A 27,000-nucleotide genomic window follows, 5' to 3' on the forward strand; every position below is an offset into this window, starting at 1 on the left:
AACTATTAGTATCAATTTAGGTTTACCTCATAATTCTAAAAATCAATACTTATGAAAACTAACCTATTAACGATATTTGCATTCTTTTTTTCTATTGCGGTATTTGGTCAAAATAATAAACTTAACGATTCACTTCGAAATGCTGTAGATGAGAAAGTATCTTCATTTATAAAGCAGAAAAAAGTACCTGGAATGGCCATTGCCATGTTTGATGAAGGTCGTATCAGCCTAAAGAAGGGCTATGGCTTTTCAAATTTAAAAGTACGCGAGCCTATTACTTCAACAACAGGCTTCAACATAGGCTCTATCTCTAAACTCTTTACCGCATTTGGTGTAATGAAATTAGTCGAAGATGGTAAAATTGATTTGGATGAACCAATCGAAGTATATCTCACCCGATGGAAATTACCCAGCAGCGGATATGACACATCTAAAGTTACTATTAGACATTTGTTAAGTCATACCGCTGGAATTTCTGTACATGGCTACCCAGGATTTATAAATAAGGATGCACTTCCATCTCTAGAAGCGTCATTAAATGGTAAGAATGGACCTGCACGTAATGATGAAAAAGTTGAAATTATTCTTGAACCACAAACTAAATTCAAATATTCTGGTGGTGGTTATACCATACTGCAATTAATCATAGAAGAGGTGACTAAAAAATCATTTGAAAATTTTATGGCAGAAACAATTTTCAATCCATTAAAAATGGATAATTCCTCATTTGACGTTGATAAAACAATGCTAGAAAAATCAGCCGTTCCATATGATGAAAATATGCAAGAATTACCCTTTGAATATTTTACTGCTAAAGCGGCTGCGGGACTTCAGACTACACTCGAAGATTTCGTATTATTTGTAAACGATATACTTCATAACCATTCCATAGTCTCGGAAAAAACGCTAGAACACATGCTCACGCCTACTCTTAAGTCTCAAGGCGTCTATGGACTAGGTTTTAGAGTGCTAAAATTTGGTCCAATGGAGTTTAAGGGCCATGCTGGCTCTAATACTGGATGGCAATCTGGTTTCTTTCTTGACTTTACAACAAAAAGCGGATTAATCATGATGACCAATGGTGATAAAGGTGATGCCGTTTTAAAAAACACGCTAAAAACTTGGGCAACTCTTAAATACAGGAAATAGTTTTATGAAAAGGATTATAGTTATTATGGGGCTACTTCTAGGATTCAGCTCCTGCTCCAGACAAGAAGTAAGGCAATTAGAGTTTCAAAAGTTACCCGAAGATATGGCCGAAATGCAAAAACGCATCATAGGTCAATTATCTGGAAAATATGAACTAGCCAAGAACGTTAGGCTGTCTAGCAGATGGTTACCTGAAGAAAGAGAACTATCAAGAGCATATTTTAAAGCTATAGTTAGTCAACTCCATTTAATACCAATTGAACAGGACTATCAACACAGCAATATAAATTTTGGTGTAGACCTTTTAATTGAACCTTTTAAAGGTACTAATATCTATACTATTCTACCCGCCACAATAAAAAGTGCATCATACATTGTGCTAGGTGCACACTATGATTCTGGACGTAGAAATGCACCTGGTGCTATTGACAATGCCACTGGTGTTACACTAATTTATTCTATTGTTAAGAAACTACAAAAGCTAAATTACCGGAGCCAAAATGTTATTTTGGTATTTTTTGATCAAGAGGAAGAAGAAAACGTTGGTAGTAAGGAATTTATAAAACTTATCAATAAAAATAATTGGAATATAACATCTGTTCATTGCTTTGATATGATTGGCTGGGATGGCGATAATGATAACGCGATAGAGATATATACGGCTTCAGAAAGCTTAGAAAATCATTACATCTCTTTGGCAAATAGTATTGAGAAACCTATTTTAAATGTTAGTATCAACCCCGTCAATTATGCCAATAACTCTACAGATTTTGATGAGTTTGTAAGAAGTGGGTTTAATGTTATAGGCGCAGGTGAATGCGTATATCATGGAGATAGCACACCTTATAAAGATACCGCTAAAGATACATTTGAGACCGTTAATTTTGAATATCTTCTTTCATCAACAACGTTTATAGAAACTGCAATTAAAAATCTATTAAACAATAAATAATTATGAGCGCACTTATTAAATTACTTATTCGTCATCGCTTTTTTTTCATAACACTCCTATTTAGTCTGTTATTCTTTTTGAGAAAAGCCATTCAATATGCATTACTGAAGAGTTATGTGACCGCATTTATAATTCTATCAATATTTGCAATAATTGGCATAAGTTTAGTGTTAAACAAAAAAGTTAAGCTTACACTTCGTTTTTGGAGTATTTTAATAATCATTTGGGCATCAGTAAGAATTCTGTTGTTTCTGGCAAATAGCTTTTTAAAGGAAATATCTGAAAGTCATTTACATCATCAATTATTTAACACGAAAGGAGTCATAATTAGTGCGTCATTTCTCGTAGCAGGTGTATTTTTATTCAGAAATTCAAACAGAATATATTGGATATAGACACTTATTACCTAATAGTAATTAATATTCTCATAAATAAAAATCTGCATTTAATGCTAAATAGGAAAAAGTTTATTATCGTTGTCACTGCCTAAAGAAATCATTCCTTTTTAAGAATAAATTTAATCTTTAATTTTCCAAACCATTCTGGTTTGTTGCCATTAGGATAGGTTTCGTCGTACATGACTAGTTCTAAACCTTTATTTGTAAAATCTAGCTTATAGTATTGACGTCCTCCTTCAAAGCCTGGTACTTTTGCGATATCTGCCGTCGTTGTAATAACACTGTCTTCTATTGCGTAAATTCCTGTATTAAATACAATGCTTCTAAAAGCCATTGAGATTTCTTCTATGGTAGGTTTTGATAAGTTGTCAAAGGCCTTGCGCTTTTGCATTCTTGGATTGTATATTAACACGTAGTTAGAATCTGTAAAGATAAAACGCCCGTGATCTTCATCGTTCACAATGTAAGTCGTGTCAGTGTATTGGTATTGAATTTCCTGCAGTTTCCATGAACCAAGAATTTTTTGCCTTTCTCCTATTGATCGTTTATCCTTTTTTGTTTGACTTGCCTTGGATTGTGCATATGCAAAACTTGATATTGCGATATATAATACAAGCAAAGTTAGCTTAGATAATTTCATTGTTCTTTTTTAGATTATGAACTCCAAAGAAAGAGATGAATTTCTATTTCTTAAACTTTCTCTAAGACCAAAAAGTAAAGAACAATTATTATTTCTTTATTGATAAGTCATAAATCTCTCTATATCATGCTTCTTAAGTCAAAAAGAGAATGCTCACATACCTCTTTTCTTAAAATCTTTTTCAATGGCTTTTATTGTCCAATCGGTAAGCTTTTTTGCAATTCTGCCAACAACCAAACCTTTGGCTATCCACCAAAACCAGCCAGAAACCTTATTATTAAGTTCCGCCTTTAATATAGCTTTTATCCTATTTCTAATTGGTTTTTCATATTGCCTGAAAGCTTTAATATCAAATTCAGGAAACTCTTGAACGATATAGGATGACGGATTAGAGTCGTCATTTGGATCTAGCTTACTTACATCTGGTATAATAGGCATATAAATTTTGCCATTGTCTTCTTTTTTAAACTTCTCAACAGCCTCTGCGCTAACACCATGAAATAAATTGTCTGGATCGTCCGCATCACATTCCAAAAATAAAAATCCTCTCAGGAAATTTTTGGCATTCTTACGTCCCAAAAAGAAATCATGTTGCCTAAATTTAATATCCAAAAACCCTCCAAAACCACCAACAGCTCCAGTTGCCAAGGGATATTCAAGGTCTTCGGTTAAATTACCTAGCGCTTTGTATTTAAGTGGGTATGCCATGAGTTTAAATAATTCTGCCCCATAAGTATCTGTTTGCTTATTTCTTGCTTGGTTGAGAATAGTCGGTACGAGATTACCAATAACATCCATAATACTCTTTATTTCATAATCTGGATCTTTATCAGTCTTCAAATCCCTAAAATTCGGAAAAGGGTCTATCATGATCGTTCCATACTTTGGATTCTTTTCGTCTATGTTTCCATGGTTTTCGATGAGGCAGCGTAAGACTTCATCAAAAGGTTCATTATTTATAGCACCTCCATCAACGGCTGTGAATTTAAAATCATCTGAATCAAAATCATCAAATTCAATATCCATATTAGCCGTAAATCGCTTTCGTTTACTCAAGCTATTTTGAACATATTTCTTAGGGAACTCATTCTCAAAATAACGTGGAGATAAACCTATAGGAAAAGCACCTGTTGCTTTAGTAACCTTGATTAACAAATCCTTATTGGAGATATGATCTGAATCTGGGACTGGTCTAAATGGTAGATAATTTTCAGTATCATTGTTATTGCCATCTTTGTAGTTAATCTTAAAATGTGCAACAATGTCATGATTACTCACGCGATGTGATGGTGGAATGGTTTTTAGAAACTTAGACTGTAATCGGCTAAGACCTACTTTATAGTCCAAGGGTCTTAAACTGGTAATAGTGAGTAATATTCTTAAATCCTTGGAAATATATTCAGGAATATTAGAAATACACCAATCATCTGAAAGGTTATCAAAAACACGTTCTGCAATCTTATCAATAGGTCTTGAGTTTAACAATGATGGTGCTCCTTTTTTGTCATCGAGATCAGAATTGGACAACATCTTTTTAAAAGTGGTTTCTCCTCTCCCACTGCCATCATAAAGACTATCATCATCGTCTAAAAACACCCAACTGTCATAAAGTATATTTCCAGTTTTCTTGTTGGAAACATTTTTTACAGGTTTAAAATTCTTTTCACACAGCGCTAAAGCCGTAATCATACTAACCATGCCTCCAGCTGAAGCACCACCAATTGCATCTACAGAAACATTATGTTTTGGTATACTGCTATTAGGGTTGCCCTTGTTTAATTGCTTTGCTTTCTCCCATTCGGATAAAGCTTCGAGAACGTAGTCCATAAAACCCGCAGTATATGCTCCTGCCGAAACAGCTCCTGCCATCGTTAGTCCTAAATGAAATGTTTTCGATGTAATACTCATAATATCATACGTTAATTTATCCAACATAGCTCACACATTATGTTGGAAATAAGTTTGTCAAAAGGATTAATAGCAAGATATCATTAAGGGATAGTTAAAGATACAGGTTTTTAGAATATCTATTCGAGTACTTTAGTCAAAATTGAGGCATAAAAAAAGTTCCAAAACATTATGTCTGGAACTTTTTCGCGGTTGTAATAAAACATATACTGTTATAGTATCGGTTCAGTATGTTTTGGTAATACAATATCTTTATTGGCAATAAGCACGCCGTTTTCTTCTTTGGTATCTAGTATTCTCGTTTCATGACCTTTTTTAGCCAGGCGTTTACGACAACGCTTCGTTAATAAAGGATCATCGTTAAAAAGTAAAGATTCCAATTTTATTTCCGATTTTGAATCCTCCTTTATGGTAGGAAATATTTGCTGCATTTGGTTGTAACGTCTATCATTACCAGGAACAAATGTATAAAATGTATATCTACCGTTTTCATCAGTCTTTACCCAACTTCTGTGAAAAACATAACGCTCATCTCCAGATCTTCTTAAATCAAAATCACCATTTTCATCTGGCTGCTCTATAAACAAGATAACATCCTTAGCTGGAGTAACACCATCATTTTGATAAACGATGCCTGTTAATTTTAACTTGTTGGTTTTTGATCTGTAATCAGGAATGGTATCTGTATTACTTAGTTGTGATTCTGCTCTATCATATATTGGACTAGTTTGGGCAGATACTACTTGGATTGCACTGTAAAAGCAAATAAGACAAAACGTTGTAATAAGATTTTTCATTTCGGCAATATGATTTGGGTTCGGACCAAAATTCCCCCAAAAATCTATGACAACAATAAAAATCTTATATATGTCCAATTTTTACGATAAATAGAAAAAAACAACGTAAATCTTCGATAAAATACATACTTGATTATCAAATAATTATTAATATGATTTCTAATAAATTTCGAAATTTAGTTCTTTGAATTTGATAGTTGGTATAATATCTTAAAAAATGCATTTAGTTTAGGTGATATGGACATCAAATAAAACAAAATGATTGATTTTTTGATAGAAAAACTACATAAAAAAGCGAAAAATGCACACATGTATTTCGTCGACTAAATATGCATTTTATCCAGTATTTACGCAGTTTATCCGTGTTTTATGCACTTAAAGTGTTAAAAAAAAATAGCCGAAAATGTACAATTTTGATTGTTTTTCTTATAATTTTATATAGATTTGTCTCCATTAGACCGAATCTAAAACTAAAAACATGAAAGCAAAACTTACTTTATTTGGTACATTTTTCTTCCTAATGCTGAGTATGGGTCATGCCCAAGAAAATACCGTACAAGAAAAAGTCGTTACCGTAAAAAAGAAAAAAAAGCTATCTCAAAGCATTATTAGTGGTAATGTTAGAATATCAAAATATCACAGTAGAGAACAATTGGACGCTATGTCTAAAGGAGAATTACTTGGTTTATATATAGAACGTATAGAAGTTATAATTAATATCTTACCTAATATTGCTTTCGCTACAAAACCAGGAGTTACTATGAAATCATTAGGAATTCCTGAAACAAAAGATAATAAAAAGGCCTTGGAAGACAATATTGAAGCGACTGATAATTACTTTGAAAGTGCTGTAGAATTCCAAACCAAGATTTTGCCTTATTCTGACACAAACGATTTAATCGCCGCAATTTTGTTCTACGAATCTACGCTTAAAGCTTTGCATACATACAATGATTTTAAGGAGGATTAGTTAGTTCAAATAATTCGATAAATTAAAGACCTCGTCCATTGTATGACGAGGTTTTTTAGTTAGTAAAAGTAAATAGTTATTGATATTGTTATCACACTTACAAACGTCAAACCAGTATAAAATGATAATTTATTTGTAGGAAAAATAATAATTTTTATAATAAATAACGTATTTTATCGATATTTTTTGTGCTTCATAGGCTTAATTACTATGTTTGATACTATAGCTATAATACCCCTTAATCTAAAATAATTGAATTAACTACTATGAAAAAATTTATTCAAACCGCGCTATTTTTTCTGTTGACAGCTAGTTTGGGCTTTGCTCAACAAGAAAAAGGAATTACAGGTTACAGCAACTGGCTAAATACCTGGACAGATTTTAAACCTAGTACTTTACGACATGGAGAGCCAACACAGATCTTAAGTGGCAAGATCTCCAAGGATACAAAATTACGCAAGAGAGATGTTTATTTACTGTTAGGTGATGTCTTTGTTACAAATGATGCTACATTGACTATCGAACCTGGAACTATTATCCTCGGAGATTTTAAAACCAAAGGATCTCTTACCATTACCAAAGGTTCTAAAATAATTGCTAACGGTACTCAAACCGACCCTATCGTATTCACATCTAGTAGAAGCAACAAAAAACAAGGTGACTGGGGAGGCTTGTTCGTTCTTGGCGATGCTCCGTTAAATATCTTCGGTAATGTATCCTCATTAAACTACGGATTAGAAACATCATCAACTGAAAGTATTGCCTATGGCGGTACAGATGTTGAAAGTAATTCAGGCATATTAAATTACATTAGAATTGAATTTGCAGGCAAGAGAACAAAAGAGTATGGTTATTTCAACGGGCTTACACTTGCTGGTATAGGTAACAAAACTGTTGTAGAAAATGTAATGGTAAGCTATTGTGCAGGAAATTCCATCAATGTTATGGGAGGTACCACCATTTTAGAAAAAGTCGTATCCTACAGATCTAATCAAAACGATTACGAATTTAATTATGGTGCACAATCTCAATTGATTAATTCTCTCGCTATTAGATCTCCTTATATTTCGAGTCCAACTGGCTCACGTTGCATTGTCGTTAAATCTTATGACATTAAAGAGGAGGCAGATACTTCGAAAAAGGAAACTTTCGTTAATGCAGAAAACTTAACCCTTGTTACTATTTCTGAAGATTTAAAATCAGATATAAGCATGGGATTGGTACAAGAGGCCATTTATATTGGTGCTGATGTATCATTTTCTATAAATAGAAGTGTAATTTCAGGTTTTTATCCTGCCGTCGTAATGGATAACATGATTCAACTTAATAATGAAAACCTTGAGAAGATTCAATTCACTAAAACATACTTTAATAACTGTAAAGGAAACATTTATAGAAAAGGTTTCACCAATAATGACGATTTAGAAAGCTGGTACGGTAGCAGAGCTTTTGACAATTTATATGCCAAAGGTCCTGATGATGAAACATTTATTGATGCTAAAAATAGTCGCGACCCAGATTTTAGATTACAAGTAAATAGAATCATTGCGTCAAATGATTTCTTTGATGATGATGACGATGACGATTAAAATTTAGACAAATTATTTAACCAAAATATGTAATCGCTTATAGATAAGAAAATTACACCTTACTAAGATGCCCCTAATCACTAACCTAAATAACCTACTTAAAGGATTACTGTGCCTTATTGTTTTTGCCTTGCAAAATCATACAGGCGCACAGGTAGTTATAGGTACACCTAATTTAGGTTTTAGTCAGGCATGTGCAAGCGATTCCTTTAATTCTTTCAATACCACTTTTGTTTTTTCTCCTGAGTCTTCATTGCAAAGTTCAAATCAATTTATAATAGAACTATCTGATGCTAGTGGAGATTTTACCAATGCAACAACAGTTTATACATCATCAGCCGGATCGATAACGCAATCGCCAGCGACATTAAATTTTGATATACCAGAAACCACTGCTGGTGAAGATTATAAGATTAGGATTGTAAGTACTGCTCCAGCTGCAACAAGCACACCATCAATGAGCTTTGCAGCTTATTATAAGCTTCAAGATTCGCCGTTCACTATAAATAACCTAGTCTCAACTGGAGCCTATTGTACTGGTGGAAGTTATTTGCTATCCATCGATAATCCAGGTACAGGTAATAATGACTCACCTCTAAACTACCCTAGCTTAACTTTTAATTGGTATAAAGAGACGAGCGCAACGACTTCAGTGTTCGTAGCTAATGGCCCAACATTGACCGTAAGTGAAGAGGGAACTTATTTTGTGGAAACTAATTATGGTACATGCACGTCCAATTCCTTTTCTAATCGTGTGACTATAAGTGAAGTGAGTATATCTGGCCAAGCAGATGCAACTATTGTATCGAGCTTAGGCAATCCATATTGCCCAGAACAAGGCTTAACAACATTAAGTACCATTGGAGGCCTAAGTTATCAATGGTTTAAAGATGGCGTGGAGATTGAAAATGCCACAAACCAATCCTACCAAACTAACGAGTCGGGTGAATTCTCTGTTCAAGTGGATTTGGGAGATTGTTCGGCTTCAGGATCAATAGAATTGGTAAGTGAACTATTTGAAAGTGAAATTAATGTAAACGAAACTAACCAACTCTTCGAGGGAGAAACGCTAACAATAGAGATCACCACTACAGCTGCAAATCCTGAGTTTACATGGTATTATAATGATGAAATAATCCCAGGTGCATCACAAAACACATATGATGCAACAGAGTTTGGAGATTATGAGGTAGTGATTACTGAAACTTCAGGCTGTAATGCTTCCATTATGTATCAGTTCACGATTCAGGAAGGCGTAGACCCTTTTCCCGATGTAGATAAAATACCAAATATCATTAGTCCAAATGGAGATTTTACAAATGATACTTGGACATTACCATTAAAATACACGACAGGTACCAATACTGAAGTTGTCATATTAAATGAACAAGGTAAAGTTGTATTTCAAACTATGGACTATCAGAATAATTGGCCAATAGATGACTTAAACTTATCCGCTATCAATCAAGTATACTATTATATCATCACGACCACTGATGGTAAAACAAAAAAAGGATCTATAACACTAATAAAATAGAATGAAATTGAATCTTTTGATACTAACTATACTAATCTTTTCTGTACAGCTTGTCTGTTCTCAGGATACTGATGGTGTGGTGTCATTTGATTTACCTATTAGAAATTCTTTAATGTTTAATCGCTATGCTATAAATCCAACATTTAGTTTTGTAAGAGAACAGCATAGATACATTAGCTTTAACAATAAACGTGAATGGGTTCAGTTTGATAATGCTCCTGAAACCCTTTTAGGAAGTTATTCTGGGCGTTTTTCAGAAAATATTGGTGCTGGTATTGCTGCTTTTCAAAGAAATTATGGTGTATTAACAACATTTGGAGGTTTATTAAACTTCGCCTACAATGTGAAGTTAAAGCAGAATACCAACCTTACGTTCGGCTTAAATGTTGGTGCTTATAAAAGTGGTATTAATACGTCTAACGTTGTCACTAATTTTGATGATCCTTCATTGCAGAACGTGCCGGATAATTTTTTACTTACTGTAAATCCTGGAATTAATTTTGGTACAAAATTTTTAGATTTTGGTATTTCCATTAATAATCTTGTTCTATATAATCTCGAAACCTCAACAATGATTGAGGACGATCCTATACAAGGTATCCAAGCCCATGTTATGCATACGGGTTATTTCGATGGCCGCGGTTTTTTCGAAGACACTAAATTCTCGGGGATAATTACATCAGAATTTAGAAAGGATGAAACTATTATTGGTGGTCTAGCTTCAATGATGGTTCCAAGTGGTATATGGTTTCAATTAGGCTATAACAACAGATATGGTGTATCAGGTGGTCTAGGGTTAAACGTTACTAAAAATATTGCACTAGAGTATAATATTGAGAAAGCAATTGGAGATTTAGTAGAATTTGGACCTTCACATGAAATTACCTTGGCCTACAGGTTTATACCTAGAAAAAGATTGGACTACAATGGCGATGAAGAAGTAAGTGGGCTTTTCAAAAAGAAAAAGAAGAAACTTATAGTGAAAGCGTCGGAGGCCGAACTTGCAGAGATAAGAGAAAGAGCTGCAGAACGAAGAGAACAAGCGAAACTGGATAAAGATTCTCAAGCATTAGCTAAAAAAGAAGCTGAGGCGAAGGCGCTAGAAGAAGCTAAAGCCAAAGCACAAGAGGAAGCCGAAGAAAAAGCAAGGTTATTAGCAGAAGAAAGAGCTAAGCAAGAAACTGAAGCACAGGCTAAATTACTTGCAGAACAAAAAGCCAAAGCAGAAGCTGAGGAGAGCGCTAAACGGATAGCCGAGACAAGAGCCAGACTATTGGCAGAGCAAAAAGCTAAAGAAGAAGCCGAAGCACAGGCAAAGCAAATTGCCGAACAGAAAGCCAAGCAAGAAGCAGAAGAAAGGGCAAAGCAGTTGGCTGAACAACAAGCGAAAGCCGAAGCGGAAGCTAGAGCAAAACAGTTAGCAGAACAAAAAGCTAAGCAAGAGGCTGCTCTGCAAGCAAAATTATTGGAAGAGCAAAGAGCTAAAGATCTTGCAGAACAAAAAGCCAAAGAAGAAGCGGAAGCTAGAGCTAAACTATTAGCAGAACAAAAAGCACGAGAAGACGCTGAGGCGCAAGCCAAGTTATTAGCCGAACAAAAAGTTAAAGAAGAAGCGGAAGCTAGAGCACAACAATTGGCTGAACAAAAGGCTAAGGATGAAGCAGAAGCTAAAGCAAAGGCAGATTTAATTTCGAATCCAAATGATGCTATCGGCAAATCAATGCTCGCTATAACAAAAGAAGCAGATAGCGCCAATGCCGCTCAGACTGATCTTTTAAAACAATTTGATGATATCGTTGAGATAAAAAATAAAGATCTCAAGGATTTAAAAGAAGAGAATGATCTAAGTGAGCAAGGTATTGCTGTGCAACCTAAACCATTTAAAAGTGTAACCGCAGAAAACAATAAATTAAATGCGATTAAGTCAAGTTTAGAAGATGCTATAAAATCACGTGATGAGAAAATTGACGAATTAAAATCGCTATATGAGCAGAGAACCAGAATTAAAGAGACCGAACTAGATGAAGTGAGTCTCTTTTACAAGGACAAAATTAAACGCTTAACACAAGAACAATTAAAAAGTGTCAAGGTAAAAGAGCAACTAGAGGCGAAACTAGAAACCATTAGAGTAGCAACAGAATTTGAAAAAAGAAGAAGAATAAAACGTGCTGCCTATACTAATGAAGAAGATAGATATGCTCAAGATAGAGCCATATTGCAGAATATAAAAAGAACAACACAGTTAGCAGATACACCATACACGTCAGATGATTTTGATTTTGGTGAAGCACAAGGTGACAACATTCAAATTTTAAAGAATGTTAAGAACGTAGAAAGCGGTTACTACTTAATCATAGCTGTACATAGCGATGTTAAGAAACGAAACGATTTCGTGAAAAAAGTAATGGCTTCTGGACGTAGTGATGTAGATTTCTTTTTTGATGTTAATACAAGTAAGTACTATATCTATTATGATAAATATAAAGATATAGGACAAGCCAATAGTGCTATGTCATCAAAAGGTAACAGACCGTATAATATTAATATGACCCTCGTGAAAATAGAATAGTAAATATGTTAAGCAAGTTCTTCACGTTTTCATTGCCCCATGAAAAAGTGAGGAAGTAAAACAACAAAATATCATGAAAAAACCTACTTTTTCAAGAATAGCAATTGTTATGGTAACGATGTGTCTATTTATGACCTCGTTTGCACAAAATGTTGTTCCATTCTCACCGCGCTACGATCAAGCGATAAAAGGCGATATGCTTTTAATCGGTAATAGTAACGTTGGTTTACACCCTACTGACCCCTATAATGGAAACCAAACTAATGATAATGCCGATGCCGCAGTTTATGTAGATATTGATGGTGATCCAACAACATTTAACTCTAGTAGCGCCAACTTAGACGTTCCTAGTGATTTAAATTGCTATCAAATTGTATATGCTGGTTTATACTGGAGTGCCGTAGTTAATGGCACAGAACCTATTAGTGACATAAAGTTTAAAGTCCCAGGAGGTTCCTATTTAGATATTAGTGGTACGGAAATTTATTATCAAAATGCAGCAAATAACAATAATTCGAACACTTATGCCTATTATCATAACGTTACAGATATTCTAACAGCTTTACCAGATCCTGAAGGTACTTATACTGTGGCTAACATATCAACCTTGGTTGGTCCAAAGCCAAATGCTGAAGGCTTATCAGCAGGTTGGTCATTATTCGTGGTTTATGAAGATCCTCTTTTACCTAGTAAGTACATAACATCATTTGATGGTTTTACTAAAATCACCAGTGTTATAAATGAAACATTTCCAGTTTCGGGATTTACCACCATTCCAACAGGTCCAGTTAGAGCTAAATTTGCTTTTAGTACTATTGAAGGTGATAGAGGCTATACAGGTGATTACCTGAGGCTTAACGGAACAACTATAAGTGCAACCAACGACGCTGGTAATTTGATCAGACCAGGTAATAACTTTTTTAACAGTTCTGTTTCAGATATAGATTACACTACAAATACGTCGGAACTATTCCTGGACAGAACACCTAATAGTACCAACACATTAGGATTTGATGCTGGTATCATAAATATTCCAAACCCTGGAAATTCATTGATTGCCAATGGTGCAACTACAGCCGACATTAGTTTAGGAAGTAATTTGGATATCTATTACTATTACTTCAGTGCATTTGCTATTGAAATTATTGCTCCGAATATTGTATTAACAAAAATTGTTGAAGATGATATGGGCAATGATATTGGAGGACAACTTGTAGATTTAGGCGATCCTCTAACCTACATTATAGGTTTTCAAAACAATGGTAACGATGACGCTACAAATTTGACGATAAGGGATATTTTACCAATTAATATTTTATATGATCATCCTACCGATTTAGTATTACCTGCAGGAGTTACGGTTCAAAGTTACAATCCAACTACACGAGAACTAGTGTTTGATATTGATGAGTCTCTTGTTGAGGAAAATGATCCTGTTTATGAAATACGTATTAATGCAAGAGTAGTTGATGAATGTGGACAATTGGCAGATGCTTGTTCCAATATCATCAACAATCAAGCTTATGCGACCTACCAAGGTACTATAAACCCAGATTTCACAATAACAGATGACCCTAGTGTCAATAGTAATACAGGGTGTTTATTAACACCTCAAGCCACAAATTTCTTAGCTGATCTAGACTGTACATTTGAAGAAAATGAAATCCTTTGTGGAGAAAGTCTAGAATTAACAGCAGCTAATGGGTATGATTCTTATTCATGGTCTACAAGTCCAACGGGAACGCCAGTCATTGGAACAACCCAAACCATTACAGTAACACAAACGGGAACTTACTATTCATTCAATACGGCGATTGCGCCATGTCAATCTATTGAGCAGCAATACAACGTGCAACTCTTTGGAGGTGACATAACTAATCCTGTGATACCGTACGCAGACGAAGTGGTAACATGTCCTAACGATGGAAAATTATTGCCTAACATATTTTTATGTGGTATTAATGATTCAAGATTAATTGAAACTAACATTTCAGATTCAACATCAATAATATGGGAACAATTAGATGAATCTAGTTGCTCGGCAGTAACAGATCCAGATTGTGCGAATGAAGATGCAGCGTGTACCTGGAATAACGTTGGTAATGGCTCAAGTTTCTTGGCAGATACCTCAGGTCAATTCCGATTAACGATTAATTATCCTGGAGGATGTTTTAATCAATTCTATTTTAATGTTTATCAAAATTTATTAGAACCAACAGTCGTATCTACAGACATTATATGTACTACAAATGGTAGCATTACTGTAAATGATGTACCGTCGGGTTACGAATACAGTATTGATGGTACAAATTATCAGACAAGCAATATATTTTCTGTTAATGTAGCTGGAACCTATTCTGTTTATGTAAGACAGATTGGAGTGCCAACTAATCCTTGTGTATTTTCTGTGCCAGATGTACTAATTAGAGATAGGGATTTTACAGTAACATCCACAGTGTCACAACCATTATGCTTTGGTGATAAAGGAAACATTACATTAGCAGCAAATGATGTTGACCCTCAATATACATTTACAATAAGTGAAAGTGGAACAATAGTGAATACTGTTGGACCAGTTGTGGATAATACTTACGCTTTCGACAGTATAAATCCTGGAACATATACGGTTACTGTTGAAACTGAAAATGGATGTCTATATTCTGAAGATGTAACCATAGTTGAACCTCCATTATTAACAGTTACTGCTGCACTTACAACACCATTAAGTTGTACTGATGGTGAGATTACCATCTATGCAGAAGGTGGTACACCACCATATTACTATTTTATAAATAGTACGACTGATTTTCAATCCGTCCCCGAAGTTGTTGTCACGGCTCCTGGTATTTATGATATTACTGTAGTAGATGCCAACAACTGTAGTTCGAGTACCACTATTACAGTTGATGATTTTCTTGCTCCAGAATTCACCATAGACACTACTGATATTCTATGTGGTGGAACGGGTGATACAGGCACAATTGCAGTCAACATTACCAATCCTAATGGAAATAGTATTGCATATAGTATAGATGGAGGATCTACATTTACAAACTCATCTGTTTTTACTGGTTTAATTGCTGGAGATTATGATGTTGTTGTACAATACACCTCTGGAACTGCAGTGTGTACAACAGCTCCGCAAACAGTTACAATTATTGAGAACACAGCTATATCAGGTACAGCTGAGCTTACAGCGCCATACGATTGTACTAGTGATGGAACTATAACAGTTACTACTGTTTCAGGAGGGAATCCACCTTACGAATATAGTCTCGACGGATCCACTTTCCAGAACAGTAACGTATTTACGGGTTTAACTCAAGGCACGTATACAATTACCATTAGAGATGATAATGATTGTACGGCAATTACGAATGACATTGTATTAGATGCCTTAAATCCTCCAACGGACTTAGCGTTTTCGAACACTCCAGTTGATTGTGCATCGATGACCAGTGATGTAACAATTACAAGTGCTACGGGTGGAACTGGAACTCTAGAATATCAAATTATTGCTCCAGCTTCTGCTGTAACTGCATACCAGACTTCAAACGTATTTTCTGGATTGGCTCCTGACACTTATACATTTCAGGTAAGAGATGAAAACGATTGTATTTATAGTGAGTCTTTCACTATTGATCCAATCGAAACTCCGACTATAAATGTTGTGTTAACTGAAGGATTAGACTGTACCGCGACTCCCGATGCTCAATTTACGGGAACCATAACCGGAACCGCACCCTATACTTATGCTATCTCATTTAATGGCGCCGCTTATGCATCATTGGGATCAACAGGAGCTGCTTTCACTTATAACACGTCCAATAATGGAACATATCAATTTCAAGTGACAGATGCGAACGGTTGTACCGCTGAATCATCAGTAATAACTGTTAATCCGATATCTCCACCTGCGTTTAGTGCAGTGGTGGTAAGTCAACCTGTTCTTTGTAATGGTGACTCTAATGGATCAATAGATATTACTATTGATAATACAGTAGGAACGCCTCCGTTTACCATCAATGTTAACAATGATACTACAAGCACGGATTATGGTACACAAACCTCAGGTCTTACAGCAGGAGCTTATACCATAACCATTACGGATGCCAACTCTTGTTCCTCAACAGAATTCATAACAATTTCTGAACCCAACGCTATTAACTTTGATTTAAGCAAAATAGACATTACATGTACTAACCCTGGAGGATCTTCTTTAGGTGCTATTACTGTGGAAAATATTTCTGGAGGGACATCACCTTTTTCATATTACATTACCAATAACTTTGGAGATGTAATTCCTGGTAATCCTTACAATGCTACATCTAATGAAGATCACACATTTAATAGTCTTGATTTTGGAACATACACTATTAGTGTAGTTGATGCCAATGGTTGTGAATTATCACAGCAAATAGTCATTGCCTCTCCTCCATCAGATTTATTAATTGATGTCAATGTAGCTGTACCAGATTGTACGACGGGAGGAACTGCAGAAGTTACTGCCGTTTCAGCAGTTGGAAGTGGAAGTTATGAATTTGGTATTCTAGAATTCAATACCGTACCCTATACCTCAACATTCTTTCCGCCAGATACACCAGGTGGTAGTACAAGAACATTTACAAATTTAATCCCAGGAGTTATATACACTTTTGTGGTTCATGATTTGGTGACAGATTGTTATTATGTGGAATCAGCAGATGCCGCAATTGATCCCGCTTCAACAATAACATCATCAGTGCTACCTAACAATGTTTCATGTTTAGGTGCAGCAGATGGAAGTGTTACCTTTACTATAGATAATTTTGATAGTACAACTACTTCGGTAGATTATAGTATTTATACAGCATTTGATAACCAGTTAGTTGGTTTACCAAGCAGTGTTTCTGTAACCTTTGGTGTACCCGAAACAGTAACAACCCCTGTTCCAGGAACATTATCACCTGGTCAATATTATATCGTATTCACTGAAAATGGTACAGGATCGTTTAACGGTTGTAATACAGCCTCCCAAATTTTTGAGATAATTGAATCTTCTGTTCCATTGGATTTATCCGTTTCTGTAGATCAAAATGCAAATTGTAATCCTAATTCTGGTGTTATTAGTGCGATTGGTCAAAATGGAACAGCACCATATGAGTATCAAATTACATCATCTCCTGCTGCTCCGCTCGCAACAGATACTGGATGGGATTCTGTGAGCATATTTAATGTCGATGCAGGCAGTTATTATATACATGTGTTAGACGCTTTTGGTTGTATTGTTACTAGTCCGGTTACTATTGTAGACTTTGATACTTCACCATTAATATCAGCAGTTCTTATCGACCCTTGTGAAGTTACTGACGGTAATTACGAAATAGAGGTTACACTGGATACACCAAGTACTGCACCATATAGTTATAGTATTGATGGCGGAGCGTTCCAAACACAAACAGCTCCATTTACCATTTCTAATTTATTTGCAGGAACACATACAATCGAAATTCAAGATGTTTATGGTTGTGGAAATACTATATCTATTGATATAGATGAACCAATTGAAATAACGTCTGATGTTACGGCAATGCCATCTTGTAATAATGATGATGGTGAAATTACAGTAACAGGTTCAGGCGGTTCTGGTTCTTATGCGTATAGTATTTCTCCCAGCCCTACTTCAATTAGTCTTGCTGGAAATACGTTTTCTGGTGTCCCATCAGGAATTTTCACAGTAACTATTACCGATACGGTATTGCTATGTACTACTGAAGCAACAATTTCAGTACCTGAAGCTACAATCCCTATGTTTACGCTAACACCTTCAGGTGTCACGTGTTTTGCAGATAATTCGGGCTCTTTTAATATTGATGTTACCAACTATTCTGGTGCTTACACTTATGAAGTTTTTGACAATTTAGGCGCATCAGTAACTGGTGTAGTAAACGCCAATACATCTACCAATCCATTAACAGTAAACGGTATGCCATCTGGAACACTTTCCGTAGTAATTACAGAAACTGAAGTGCCGTTCTGTTCAGATACAGCTATTGTCGTTATCGCATCACCTCAAGAAGCTTTAACGCTTAATATCTCCGAAACATCAAATGTTACATGTAATAATGGACAAGGTACTATAACTGCTATCGCAGATGGAGGTTGGGGAAGTTATGAATATGAGTTAACTGGCGATGCTACTGCGGCTTATTCGACTAATAACGTATTCACAAATTTATCTGCCGGAACGTATACAGTAAATGCAAGAGATGCAGAAGGATGTATTACTTCGGAGACGATTACTTTAAATGAACCAAATCCAATAACAGCAACATTTACGCCTAGCGTAAGTACATTGGCTTGTTTTGGTGACCAAAATGCCAGTATAACCGTAACTATGGTTTCTGGAGGTCAAGGTAGTAATTACAGTTACACGCTAAATACTACTTCTCCAGTAGTGAGTTCATCAGGTCCACAAACATCCAATGTATTTAATGACCTGGGTGCTGGAACTTATACTATTACCATAACAGATGGATTTGATTGTGAAATGACATCTTTGGATATTGTCATAGCCAACCCTACAATTATCGAAGTAGACTTGGTGAGGACTTCTACACAAACATGTCTAGTGGAATCTACTCTAACGCTTAGTGCAACTGGAGGCACAGGACCATATACCTATAGCAATACAAATAATTTTACTACAACTCTAGGTAGTTTTAACACATCAATAACATTCCCAGTTCCAGAAGGCACATACACATATTACGTAAGAGATGCTAATGGATGTACATCTAATGCATCTAATGACATCACAGTTGATGCTCTTCCTGAGTTAGTGATTAATCTAGAATCTTCTGATCCAACCATTAATTGTGCTGGTGATAATACGGGATCTATTTTGGCCACTGCCCAAGGTGGATTAGGAGGTTATAGTTATACATTACAAGACACCTCTGGAACAACGATTCCTGCAACTGAAAATAGTCCAGGATACTTTACGGAATTAGTAGCTGGAGATTACATTGTTGTTGTAGAAAGTGGTGATTGTAGTACTACCTCTGCTCCAATTACAATTACAGAGCCATTAACACAACTTGATGCCACTATCGCGGTTAGCGATGTGACTTGTGCAGGAAATGACAACGGCAGTGTGGAAATTACGGCGACTGGTGGAACAGGTATTATAAAATATGCCATTTCTCCACAGTTGAATCAATTTTTTGAGACCAATATTTTTGAAGACTTGGCACCAGGAGATTATGACTTGATTGTGCAAGACGAACTTGGTTGTTACTTAACATTTAATTTTACAATAGCAACACCAGAGCCTGTACTCATTACTATTGTTGCCAATTCGTTGTTCCCAGAACTTTGTGAAGGGGATGGAAATGGAGAATTTAGTATTGATATTTCAGGAGGAAATATGCCTTATAGTGTAAGTCTGGACAATTACGATGGTCCTTACACTACTGGTACTGCAGCTCAAACCGTATTTGATTTTACTAATCTTGGTGGTGGAGATCATATTGTTTATATACGTGATGCAGAAAATTGCGAATCACAATGGAATATTACATTCCCAGAGTCAGTAACAATCAATCCTGAAACTGAAATTGAGTATTTATGTGAAAATAATGTGCAGAGCAATGTCGTCACAGTTACTATAGATGATTCTAACACAGATTTATCGCAGTTCGATTATTCATTAGATGGCGGAGCATTCCAAATCAGTAATAAATTTGAAAATGTTCCTGCTGGTACTGATCACTATATAGAAGTCAGACATACCAATGGCTGTATTCAAACTACGGAATTCTTTGATATTGAAAGTTATGACCCAGTAACATTGACCTTAACTGAAGGTGGCTTAAATGAAATCATCGCGAATGCCAATGGCGGTACAGGCGATTATGAGTTTACACTAAATGACGAGAGTTATGGTACCGTCAGTTCTTATACTATTGAAGAAACTGGATTGTATATTATTACAGTTACCGATAGTGCTGGCTGTATGGCCGAAGCTCAAATAGAAATGGAATTTGTTGGACCTTGTATTCCTAATTGGTTTACACCAAATGGTGATGGCGAAAATGATACTTGGGCACCAGAATGTATAGATAATTATCCTAACCTCACTTTTGACATCTTTGACAGATATGGCCGTAAGGTCGCAACTTATAATGTTGGCGAAGTATGGGACGGTAGATATAATGGACAAGAATTACCAACTGGAGACTATTGGTTTGTTGTTAAAACCAATGACCCGAATGTTGATAAAGAATTTGTTGGACATTTTACACTATACAGGTAACCCAAATTGACTGACTAAAACCTACTTATGATGAAAAGAATAATTCAATATATACTGCTGTTAGCCGTGATGCAGACTTACGGACAAGAACTCAATTTACCTGTATGGACACAGTACCTTGCCGATAATGATTTTGTAATTTCTCCAACATACGCAGGTATAGGCGATAATTTAAAAATTAGAGCCAATGGATTAACACAATGGGTAGGTATTAAAAACGCGCCTGACAATCAATCTATTTATGCAGATTTTAGAATAGCTAATCAATCTGGTGTTGGTATTTCGGCTTATAATGATAAGAATGGTAATACAAGACAAAAGGGTCTAAAACTGTCATTTGCACACCATTTGATGTTAGATTGGAAATCGAAACAGTACTTATCTTTCGGAATATCCTATAATATTAACAGCTTTAGAATAGACATTGAAAATTTTAATAATATTTATGATACGCCTATTCTAGATCCAGCTGTAACCGACGATAGATCAGTAAATAATAATAATTTTGATGCAGGTATTCTATACAGATGGGATAATTATTGGTTGAGTCTCAATGCTAATAATTTAGTTTCAAAAGATACGGACCCATTTGTTGGTTTAGAGCCAAGTCGTCTACTGAATTATCAAATTTATTCCGGGTATGTCATAAAACCAAAGAAAAATAAGGATGTAGAATTTGAGCCTTCCGTATTCTTTCAATTGTTTGATAGTGATAAACGTTCTTCTACAGATGTTAATTTCAAGTATCGAAAGTTCAATAGAAAAGGTGATTATTATTGGGTAGGTGCTTCGTATCGTTTTCTTAATGATCAATTCTTCGATCCACTAAACGTTGGACCAATGGCTGGTATATTACAGAACAATATATATTTTGCATATTCCTATCAATTGACTTTAAATGAATTATCTGGTTTTAATAGCGGGACACATGTTGTAACCATTGGATTGAACCTATTGCAAAATGCAAGTAATTGTCCATGTACCAAAGGCACTAGTCAGAGTTATTACAGATAGAAAAGTAAAAAACCACAAGTAGGCGACTTGTGGTTTTTTGATTTAGTTAGTTAGAACAAAACCTAGACGGCTTCTAAAAAGTAATCCATCATTTCTTCTTTTTGGCATAGGATTTTAATCATCAAATTAAGGCGTATACGTTGCCCTACCTCGTGTTAATGAACGTAATTGGGTACAGCAATGAAACTTACAACATTGAAGGTAACCTTGCTTCAAAAGAAAAAATAAGATATAAGTTAGGTTTTCAATATTTTTGAAATCCAATCATTGAAAATTTTCATACTTGAATAAAAACATAAGTTACCACTATATGTTCGATGGTTTCCAAAACACCTCATTGCTTTGGAAGCGCAATAGTGTTGAGCATTTGGAGCAGTTTGTTGTACCCGAAACTTCTGAAAAATTCAAACCAAAAACTGAAGATAAAAAGCTACGTCTAGGAAAATGGGTAGAGCAATTTGTGAGTTTTCAACTTCAACAGCAATCAAATGTAAATATCATTGAAGAAAATTTGCAGATTAAAATTGGTAAACAAACTATTGGAGAATTAGATCTCTTATTCTTAAAAGATAAGCAACCTTTCCATCTTGAAATCGTCTATAAGTTTTACCTGTATGATACCTCTAAAGTATCCGCAAATACATTCGATTATTGGATAGGGCCAAATCGAAACGATAGTTTAACTTATAAGTTAGATAAGCTAAAGAACAAACAGCTACCACTACTCTACCATAATGAAACCAAGGCGTCATTGAAATCCTTTATACATACTGAGTCTATAAAACAGTGTGTTTGTTTCAAGGCACAATTATTTTTACCTTTCGGAAAACAAAACATTTGTGTAGAGCCTCTAAACAAAAATTGTATTTCAGGCTTTTACCTACCTTTCGCCAAAATTAAAGCTTTAGAAATGTTTCAATTTTATATACCTGATAAGCTGGAGTGGTTAGTGACACCTAGTGATAATGTGACTTGGTTAAATTTTAAAACTGCCACAATGCGCATTAAAGAACAAATTGAACAACAACGATCATCAATGGCTTGGTTGAAAAATGAAAAAAACGAATTAATGAAATGCTTTATAACATGGTGGTGATGAAGCATAGATATTACAAATTATACAAACCTTATGGTTATTTGAGTCAATTCGTTAATAATCAGAATAGACGGCGTAATAAAAAACTTCTCAATCAATTTTATGATTTTCCAGATGGGATAATGGCCGTTGGCAGACTTGATGAAAAATCCGAGGGCTTACTATTACTTACAACAGACGGCAAGTTCAGTAATTATATTACAAGTTCTAAAATCGAAAAGGAATATCATGTTATGGTCGATGGTTTAATTACGGAAGAAGCTATATATGAAATACAACAAGGTTTAGAGATTTCCGTAAATGGAAAACCTTATATAACTAAACCTTGCCCAGTAAAGATACTGAATGACACTTCACATATCGAAGAACGTTTTGTGAGAAATGAAAACCATGGACCTACGTCATGGCTTAGTATGATTCTAAATGAGGGTAAGTTTAGACAGGTCAGAAAAATGACTGCTAAGGTGGGGTTTCCCACATTAAGATTAGTAAGAGTTAGGATTGGAGACTACAAATTAGGACGAATGCTGTCCACAGATGTGATGGAGATTAATTGTTAGAAGCTTCGTCTTTATTTTCTTCTTCAGAAGATTTTGGCTTAATCACAACTTTTTCGTTGTTAAACACAATGATGGCTTTAACACCAGTTAGCAAGTTCCACTCCTTAGACGATATAAGGTTTCCTTGGTCATCATAGACTACAAACTCTGCCGTATTTGGCCCAGATTCTCCTTGGTTTAAAGCTTCTATTTCAATAGTATTTTTACCTTGAGCCAAGTCCACCTGCACACGTCTATAACTATTAGTGAGCACTAGGTTTTGTTTTATTATAACATCATTTATATAAATTCTAACGCGATCTCCATCAGCATATTCATGATCTCTACAAATGATATTAACAAACTTGGTATCAACTTGATGTTCGCCAAGAAATTGGTCAGACATTGTTCTTATTACGCCTCCCTTTTCAAGTTCTTTGTTCCAACGTTTTTCAAAAATTTCTCCAGGATTCTTGAGACCATCCTCATCCGTCATAGAAAATGGCTTTTCAGACTCTTTAAAAACAAATTTCTTTTTTTCTTCTGATTTACCACTAGATTTATCCACATCTTTATCTAGCTTCGGAGCTACTTTGATCTTAACTGGTGTAGAGTCTTTTTTCTTTTTTGAAGGCTCAGCAGGAATCCGAATAGACTTATTCTCTTTGTCCTTGACTTTTTTTTCTTGAGAAAAAACCATGGTGCTACATAAAAAGCAGCATAGAACTAATATGAGATTAAAGGTTTTCACTTGTGTTTTAGACTAGGTTTTGTTTATAAACTTGTGGTACAAAAACCATACCCTGCTTCAAAATAAACGTATAAAACTATAATTCCTTACAAAAAAACGTTAAAACTTCCCATTGAAGCTTATGCGCAACTTACGGTTATATTCTTCGAAAAGCCAATCTTTATAGTTTTGAGTACTATTCATTATACAATAACAATATTGCTTGATACGATACGCTATTTCATCTTGAAGCAATTTCGTCAAATCCCTAGCATCATAAACGTCCTCACTATTCTCTATACAAATCTTGGAATGTTGAGCTATGGAACGTTCAATAACTGCAAACGACTTTTGGCCAGAGCCAATAACATCATTATATTCTGCTTTAATATCAAAATCAAGAGATTCAGATTTTTCAAACTTTTCCCTTAATGTGTCTGGCATTACATAAACAAAATCACGCTCTAGGGATTCATCGTCAACAATATTCTCAAGATACAAATCTGGATATTTAAAAATGTGTTGCCAGTCTACTGGCTGACTCCATGGTCCAAAACGTGCGACGTTATTACCTAAATCTATAACTTGAAAGGTTTTTCTATCCTTATAAATACGACTTCCACGTCCAATCATCTGAAAATACAAGGTCAAAGAACGTGTTGCCCTGTTTAGAATAATAGACTCAACAGATGGTTCGTCAAAACCTGTTGTTAATATACTTACTGAAGACAAGACCGCATCTGGTGTGTGTTTAAACCATTTTAAAATATCCTTACGCTCTTGCTTGTTAGCCGTATTGTCTAAATGTCTTACATTATATCCAGCTTTCTTAAATGTATAATGCACCTCTTTTGAGGTATAAATACCATTATTAAAAATTAGTGTTTTCTTCCCTTTGGCTAATTCCTCGTAAGCTGTTAAAAGCTTAGATTGCATTAAACTATTAGTGTAAAGTGCTTCAGAAGATTTTACCGTGTAATCGCCATTAATACCAATCTTTAAAGTTGTTAGTCCTACATCATAGTGATATACATCTGCACTTGCTAAAAACCCATTTTTTATTAATGTCGAGATATCATCACCAACGATCAACTTGTTATAATTGTCTTTCATTGGTAATTTAATATTACTGCTTAAAGGCGTCGCCGTAACACCAAGGATAAAACAGTGCTCAAAAAACTTAAAGAGCTTCCTAAAAGAGTTATAATGCGCTTCATCTATGATTACTAATCCTACATTTTTTAACACAAAATCTTTGTCAGATAGGCGATTATTCAAGGTCTCTACCATGGCCACAAAGCATTGGTATTCGTCTTGGTCTGGTAAGGTCTTGACTTTACTATTAATAACCTTATTCTTAACCTTGAAACCGGAAAGTACATTAGAGGTTTGCTTGCATAACTCAATTCTATGTGTTAGGATGACTACTTTCTTATTGTGCTTTTCTATGTATCGCCTAACTATTTCAGAAAAAATAACAGTCTTCCCTCCGCCTGTCGGTAATTGGTACAGCAAGTTGAAATCATCAGATTCTTCTTGCATTACATCAAAAATACGATTAAGGTCCTTGATTTGGTAATCGTAAAGCCGTTTCTCTGTTACAGTTTCGTTAAGCGTGTCTACTGACATAAATTATTCCCTCCAAGGTTAATTTTGCAAAAATAGCATATTGTTAGTGTTTTTGGAATGAATTGTTAATAACCTTTAACAAGATTGGTACTGTTATTGAGCCTTAAAAACTATTAACATTTTAAATCTTTACATTATGAAATCATTTCGAAGACATTCTGCGACGGTCAACGCAGGATCCATGGCAGACATTGCCTTTTTGTTACTTATTTTCTTTCTAGTGACCACGACCATTTCTGCCGATAAAGGTATTTTAAGACAATTACCAACTGATTGCCCTCCAGGCAGTCATTGTGGTGATAATGTTGCCGAGCGTAACCTGCTGAGGATTAGCTTAAACCGAAATCAAGAAATTTTTATCGAGGATGAAGTCGTCAAACTAGAAGAAGTGGAACAAATAGTAAAGGCCTTTGTTGATAATAACGGTAAAGCTAATTGTGATTATTGTGCGGGTGAACAAATACCTGAATCATCGGATCATCCAAGAGAAGCTGTTATTTCATTAAGCCATGACGCACAGACCAAATATCAGCTATTCATTTCAGTACAAGATGAAATTACAAAGGCGTATTACGATTTAAGAGAACATTACATTAAACTGAAATTCAATAAGGCGCTTAATCATGTAAACAATGAAGAATTAAGAATTGTGAAAAAAGCCTATCCATTTATAGTTTCGGCAGTGATGGTGAAGCGCGATTAATCAATAGAATCCGTTACAGGAACACAATATTCTATGTTTATCTTTTTTTTGCCCCATTTCTTTGCTTTATACACATCATTTCCCATATAAATGTCAATACGCTTTCGCCAACGTTTGTTCATTTTGTCTTTGACCGTAAATGAGCCATCAAAACCTTCAAGTCTCACTTTAGTATTATGAACCAAACCAGAATCCAACAAATCCCTTGATACAGCAATATATTTCAGCCCTGGTCTCAAACTATCTCCAAAAGCCGTTATATTAGGATTAGAATTGGTTTGATATTCTAATGAATTGTATGCTGTAGCTGTAACTTCAAATCTTTTTGGCACGCATTCCACACCTACTCTAGTATTACAACAATAGAGTAAAGCTAGCAATGACCATAAATAGCATATTGTTCTCCTCATTGCTATAAAGATACTTATTATAGTTAAAATTTGTTAAATCATTACTATGCAATACACAGTACTGTAACATTTCT

General features: G+C 35.0%; 17 protein-coding genes. 11 read left to right on the plus strand and 6 right to left on the minus strand.

Features of this window, described 5'->3' with window-relative positions; genetic code table 11:
• Positions 1 to 51: 51 nt before the first annotated feature.
• Together H7F21_RS08450 and H7F21_RS08455 are read left to right on the plus strand one after the other, a co-directional pair.
• Positions 52 to 1,149 carry a serine hydrolase domain-containing protein gene (locus tag H7F21_RS08450; RefSeq protein WP_185788833.1) on the plus strand — a complete coding sequence of 366 codons (1,098 nt, stop codon included), beginning with the start codon at positions 52 to 54 and terminating at the stop codon, positions 1,147 to 1,149.
• A gap of 4 nt (positions 1,150 to 1,153) precedes the next feature.
• Positions 1,154 to 2,101 (plus strand): M28 family metallopeptidase, encoded by a 948-nt coding sequence (locus H7F21_RS08455; RefSeq protein ID WP_185788834.1) that lies wholly within the window; start codon positions 1,154 to 1,156, stop codon positions 2,099 to 2,101.
• Positions 2,102 to 2,596: 495 nt separating this feature from the next.
• Here the strand turns inward: H7F21_RS08455 and H7F21_RS08460 are convergent, their stop codons facing one another.
• From H7F21_RS08460 to H7F21_RS08470, 3 genes are all read right to left on the minus strand, one after another.
• Entirely contained in the window at positions 2,597 to 3,139 is a 543-nt protein-coding gene (locus tag H7F21_RS08460) for a lipocalin-like domain-containing protein (protein ID WP_185788835.1), read from the minus strand.
• Between the two features lie 153 nt (positions 3,140 to 3,292).
• On the minus strand, positions 3,293 to 5,047 hold the full coding sequence (locus H7F21_RS08465) for a patatin-like phospholipase family protein (protein ID WP_185788836.1): 1,755 nt from the start codon (positions 5,045 to 5,047) through the stop codon (positions 3,293 to 3,295).
• Between the two features lie 212 nt (positions 5,048 to 5,259).
• Positions 5,260 to 5,922: a peptidase associated/transthyretin-like domain-containing protein gene (locus tag H7F21_RS08470; RefSeq protein WP_246431448.1), complete on the minus strand. Its 663-nt coding sequence runs from the start codon at positions 5,920 to 5,922 to the stop codon at positions 5,260 to 5,262.
• 400 nt (positions 5,923 to 6,322) lie between these two features.
• Between H7F21_RS08470 and H7F21_RS08475 the strand changes: the two genes are divergently transcribed.
• The 8 genes from H7F21_RS08475 (at position 6,323) to H7F21_RS08510 (ending at position 23,475) form a co-directional block, all read left to right on the plus strand.
• Entirely contained in the window at positions 6,323 to 6,814 is a 492-nt protein-coding gene (locus H7F21_RS08475; protein WP_185788837.1) for a hypothetical protein, read from the plus strand.
• Between the two features lie 266 nt (positions 6,815 to 7,080).
• Positions 7,081 to 8,403, plus strand: coding sequence for a hypothetical protein (locus H7F21_RS08480; protein WP_185788838.1), 1,323 nt, complete (start codon positions 7,081 to 7,083; stop codon positions 8,401 to 8,403).
• 67 nt (positions 8,404 to 8,470) lie between these two features.
• Positions 8,471 to 9,940 carry a T9SS type B sorting domain-containing protein gene (locus tag H7F21_RS08485; protein ID WP_185788839.1) on the plus strand — a complete coding sequence of 490 codons (1,470 nt, stop codon included), beginning with the start codon at positions 8,471 to 8,473 and terminating at the stop codon, positions 9,938 to 9,940.
• A gap of 1 nt (position 9,941) precedes the next feature.
• Positions 9,942 to 12,509, plus strand: coding sequence for a PorP/SprF family type IX secretion system membrane protein (locus H7F21_RS08490; protein ID WP_185788840.1), 2,568 nt, complete (start codon positions 9,942 to 9,944; stop codon positions 12,507 to 12,509).
• Between the two features lie 73 nt (positions 12,510 to 12,582).
• A complete protein-coding gene (locus H7F21_RS08495) occupies positions 12,583 to 20,805 on the plus strand; it encodes a T9SS type B sorting domain-containing protein (protein WP_185788841.1) in 8,223 nt (2,740 codons plus the stop codon).
• 30 nt (positions 20,806 to 20,835) lie between these two features.
• Positions 20,836 to 21,819 carry a PorP/SprF family type IX secretion system membrane protein gene (locus H7F21_RS08500; RefSeq protein ID WP_185789218.1) on the plus strand — a complete coding sequence of 328 codons (984 nt, stop codon included), beginning with the start codon at positions 20,836 to 20,838 and terminating at the stop codon, positions 21,817 to 21,819.
• A gap of 283 nt (positions 21,820 to 22,102) precedes the next feature.
• Complete coding sequence (locus H7F21_RS08505) at positions 22,103 to 22,915, plus strand: DUF1853 family protein (protein ID WP_185788842.1); 813 nt, start codon at positions 22,103 to 22,105, stop codon at positions 22,913 to 22,915.
• Complete coding sequence (locus H7F21_RS08510) at positions 22,915 to 23,475, plus strand: pseudouridine synthase (RefSeq protein ID WP_185788843.1); 561 nt, start codon at positions 22,915 to 22,917, stop codon at positions 23,473 to 23,475. The genes H7F21_RS08505 and H7F21_RS08510 overlap by 1 nt, the downstream gene beginning before the upstream one ends.
• Here H7F21_RS08510 and H7F21_RS08515 read toward each other — a convergent pair.
• Positions 23,465 to 24,154, minus strand: a complete 690-nt coding sequence (locus H7F21_RS08515) for a hypothetical protein (RefSeq protein WP_185788844.1) — start codon at positions 24,152 to 24,154, stop codon at positions 23,465 to 23,467. The genes H7F21_RS08510 and H7F21_RS08515 overlap by 11 nt on opposite strands.
• A 150-nt stretch (positions 24,155 to 24,304) precedes the next feature.
• Positions 24,305 to 25,813, minus strand: coding sequence for a DEAD/DEAH box helicase (locus H7F21_RS08520; protein ID WP_185788845.1), 1,509 nt, complete (start codon positions 25,811 to 25,813; stop codon positions 24,305 to 24,307).
• 136 nt (positions 25,814 to 25,949) lie between these two features.
• On the opposite strand from H7F21_RS08520, the gene H7F21_RS08525 reads away from it, so the two are divergent.
• Positions 25,950 to 26,516 (plus strand): ExbD/TolR family protein, encoded by a 567-nt coding sequence (locus H7F21_RS08525; RefSeq protein WP_185788846.1) that lies wholly within the window; start codon positions 25,950 to 25,952, stop codon positions 26,514 to 26,516.
• Here the strand turns inward: H7F21_RS08525 and H7F21_RS08530 are convergent.
• Positions 26,513 to 26,926, minus strand: coding sequence for a 3D domain-containing protein (locus H7F21_RS08530; protein ID WP_185788847.1), 414 nt, complete (start codon positions 26,924 to 26,926; stop codon positions 26,513 to 26,515). The two genes, H7F21_RS08525 and H7F21_RS08530, sit on opposite strands and share 4 nt — an antisense overlap.
• Between the last annotated feature and the right edge of the window lie 74 nt (positions 26,927 to 27,000).

The sequence above is a fragment of the Winogradskyella flava genome (assembly GCF_014243395.1).
GTDB classification, from domain to species: Bacteria; Bacteroidota; Bacteroidia; order Flavobacteriales; family Flavobacteriaceae; genus Winogradskyella; species Winogradskyella flava.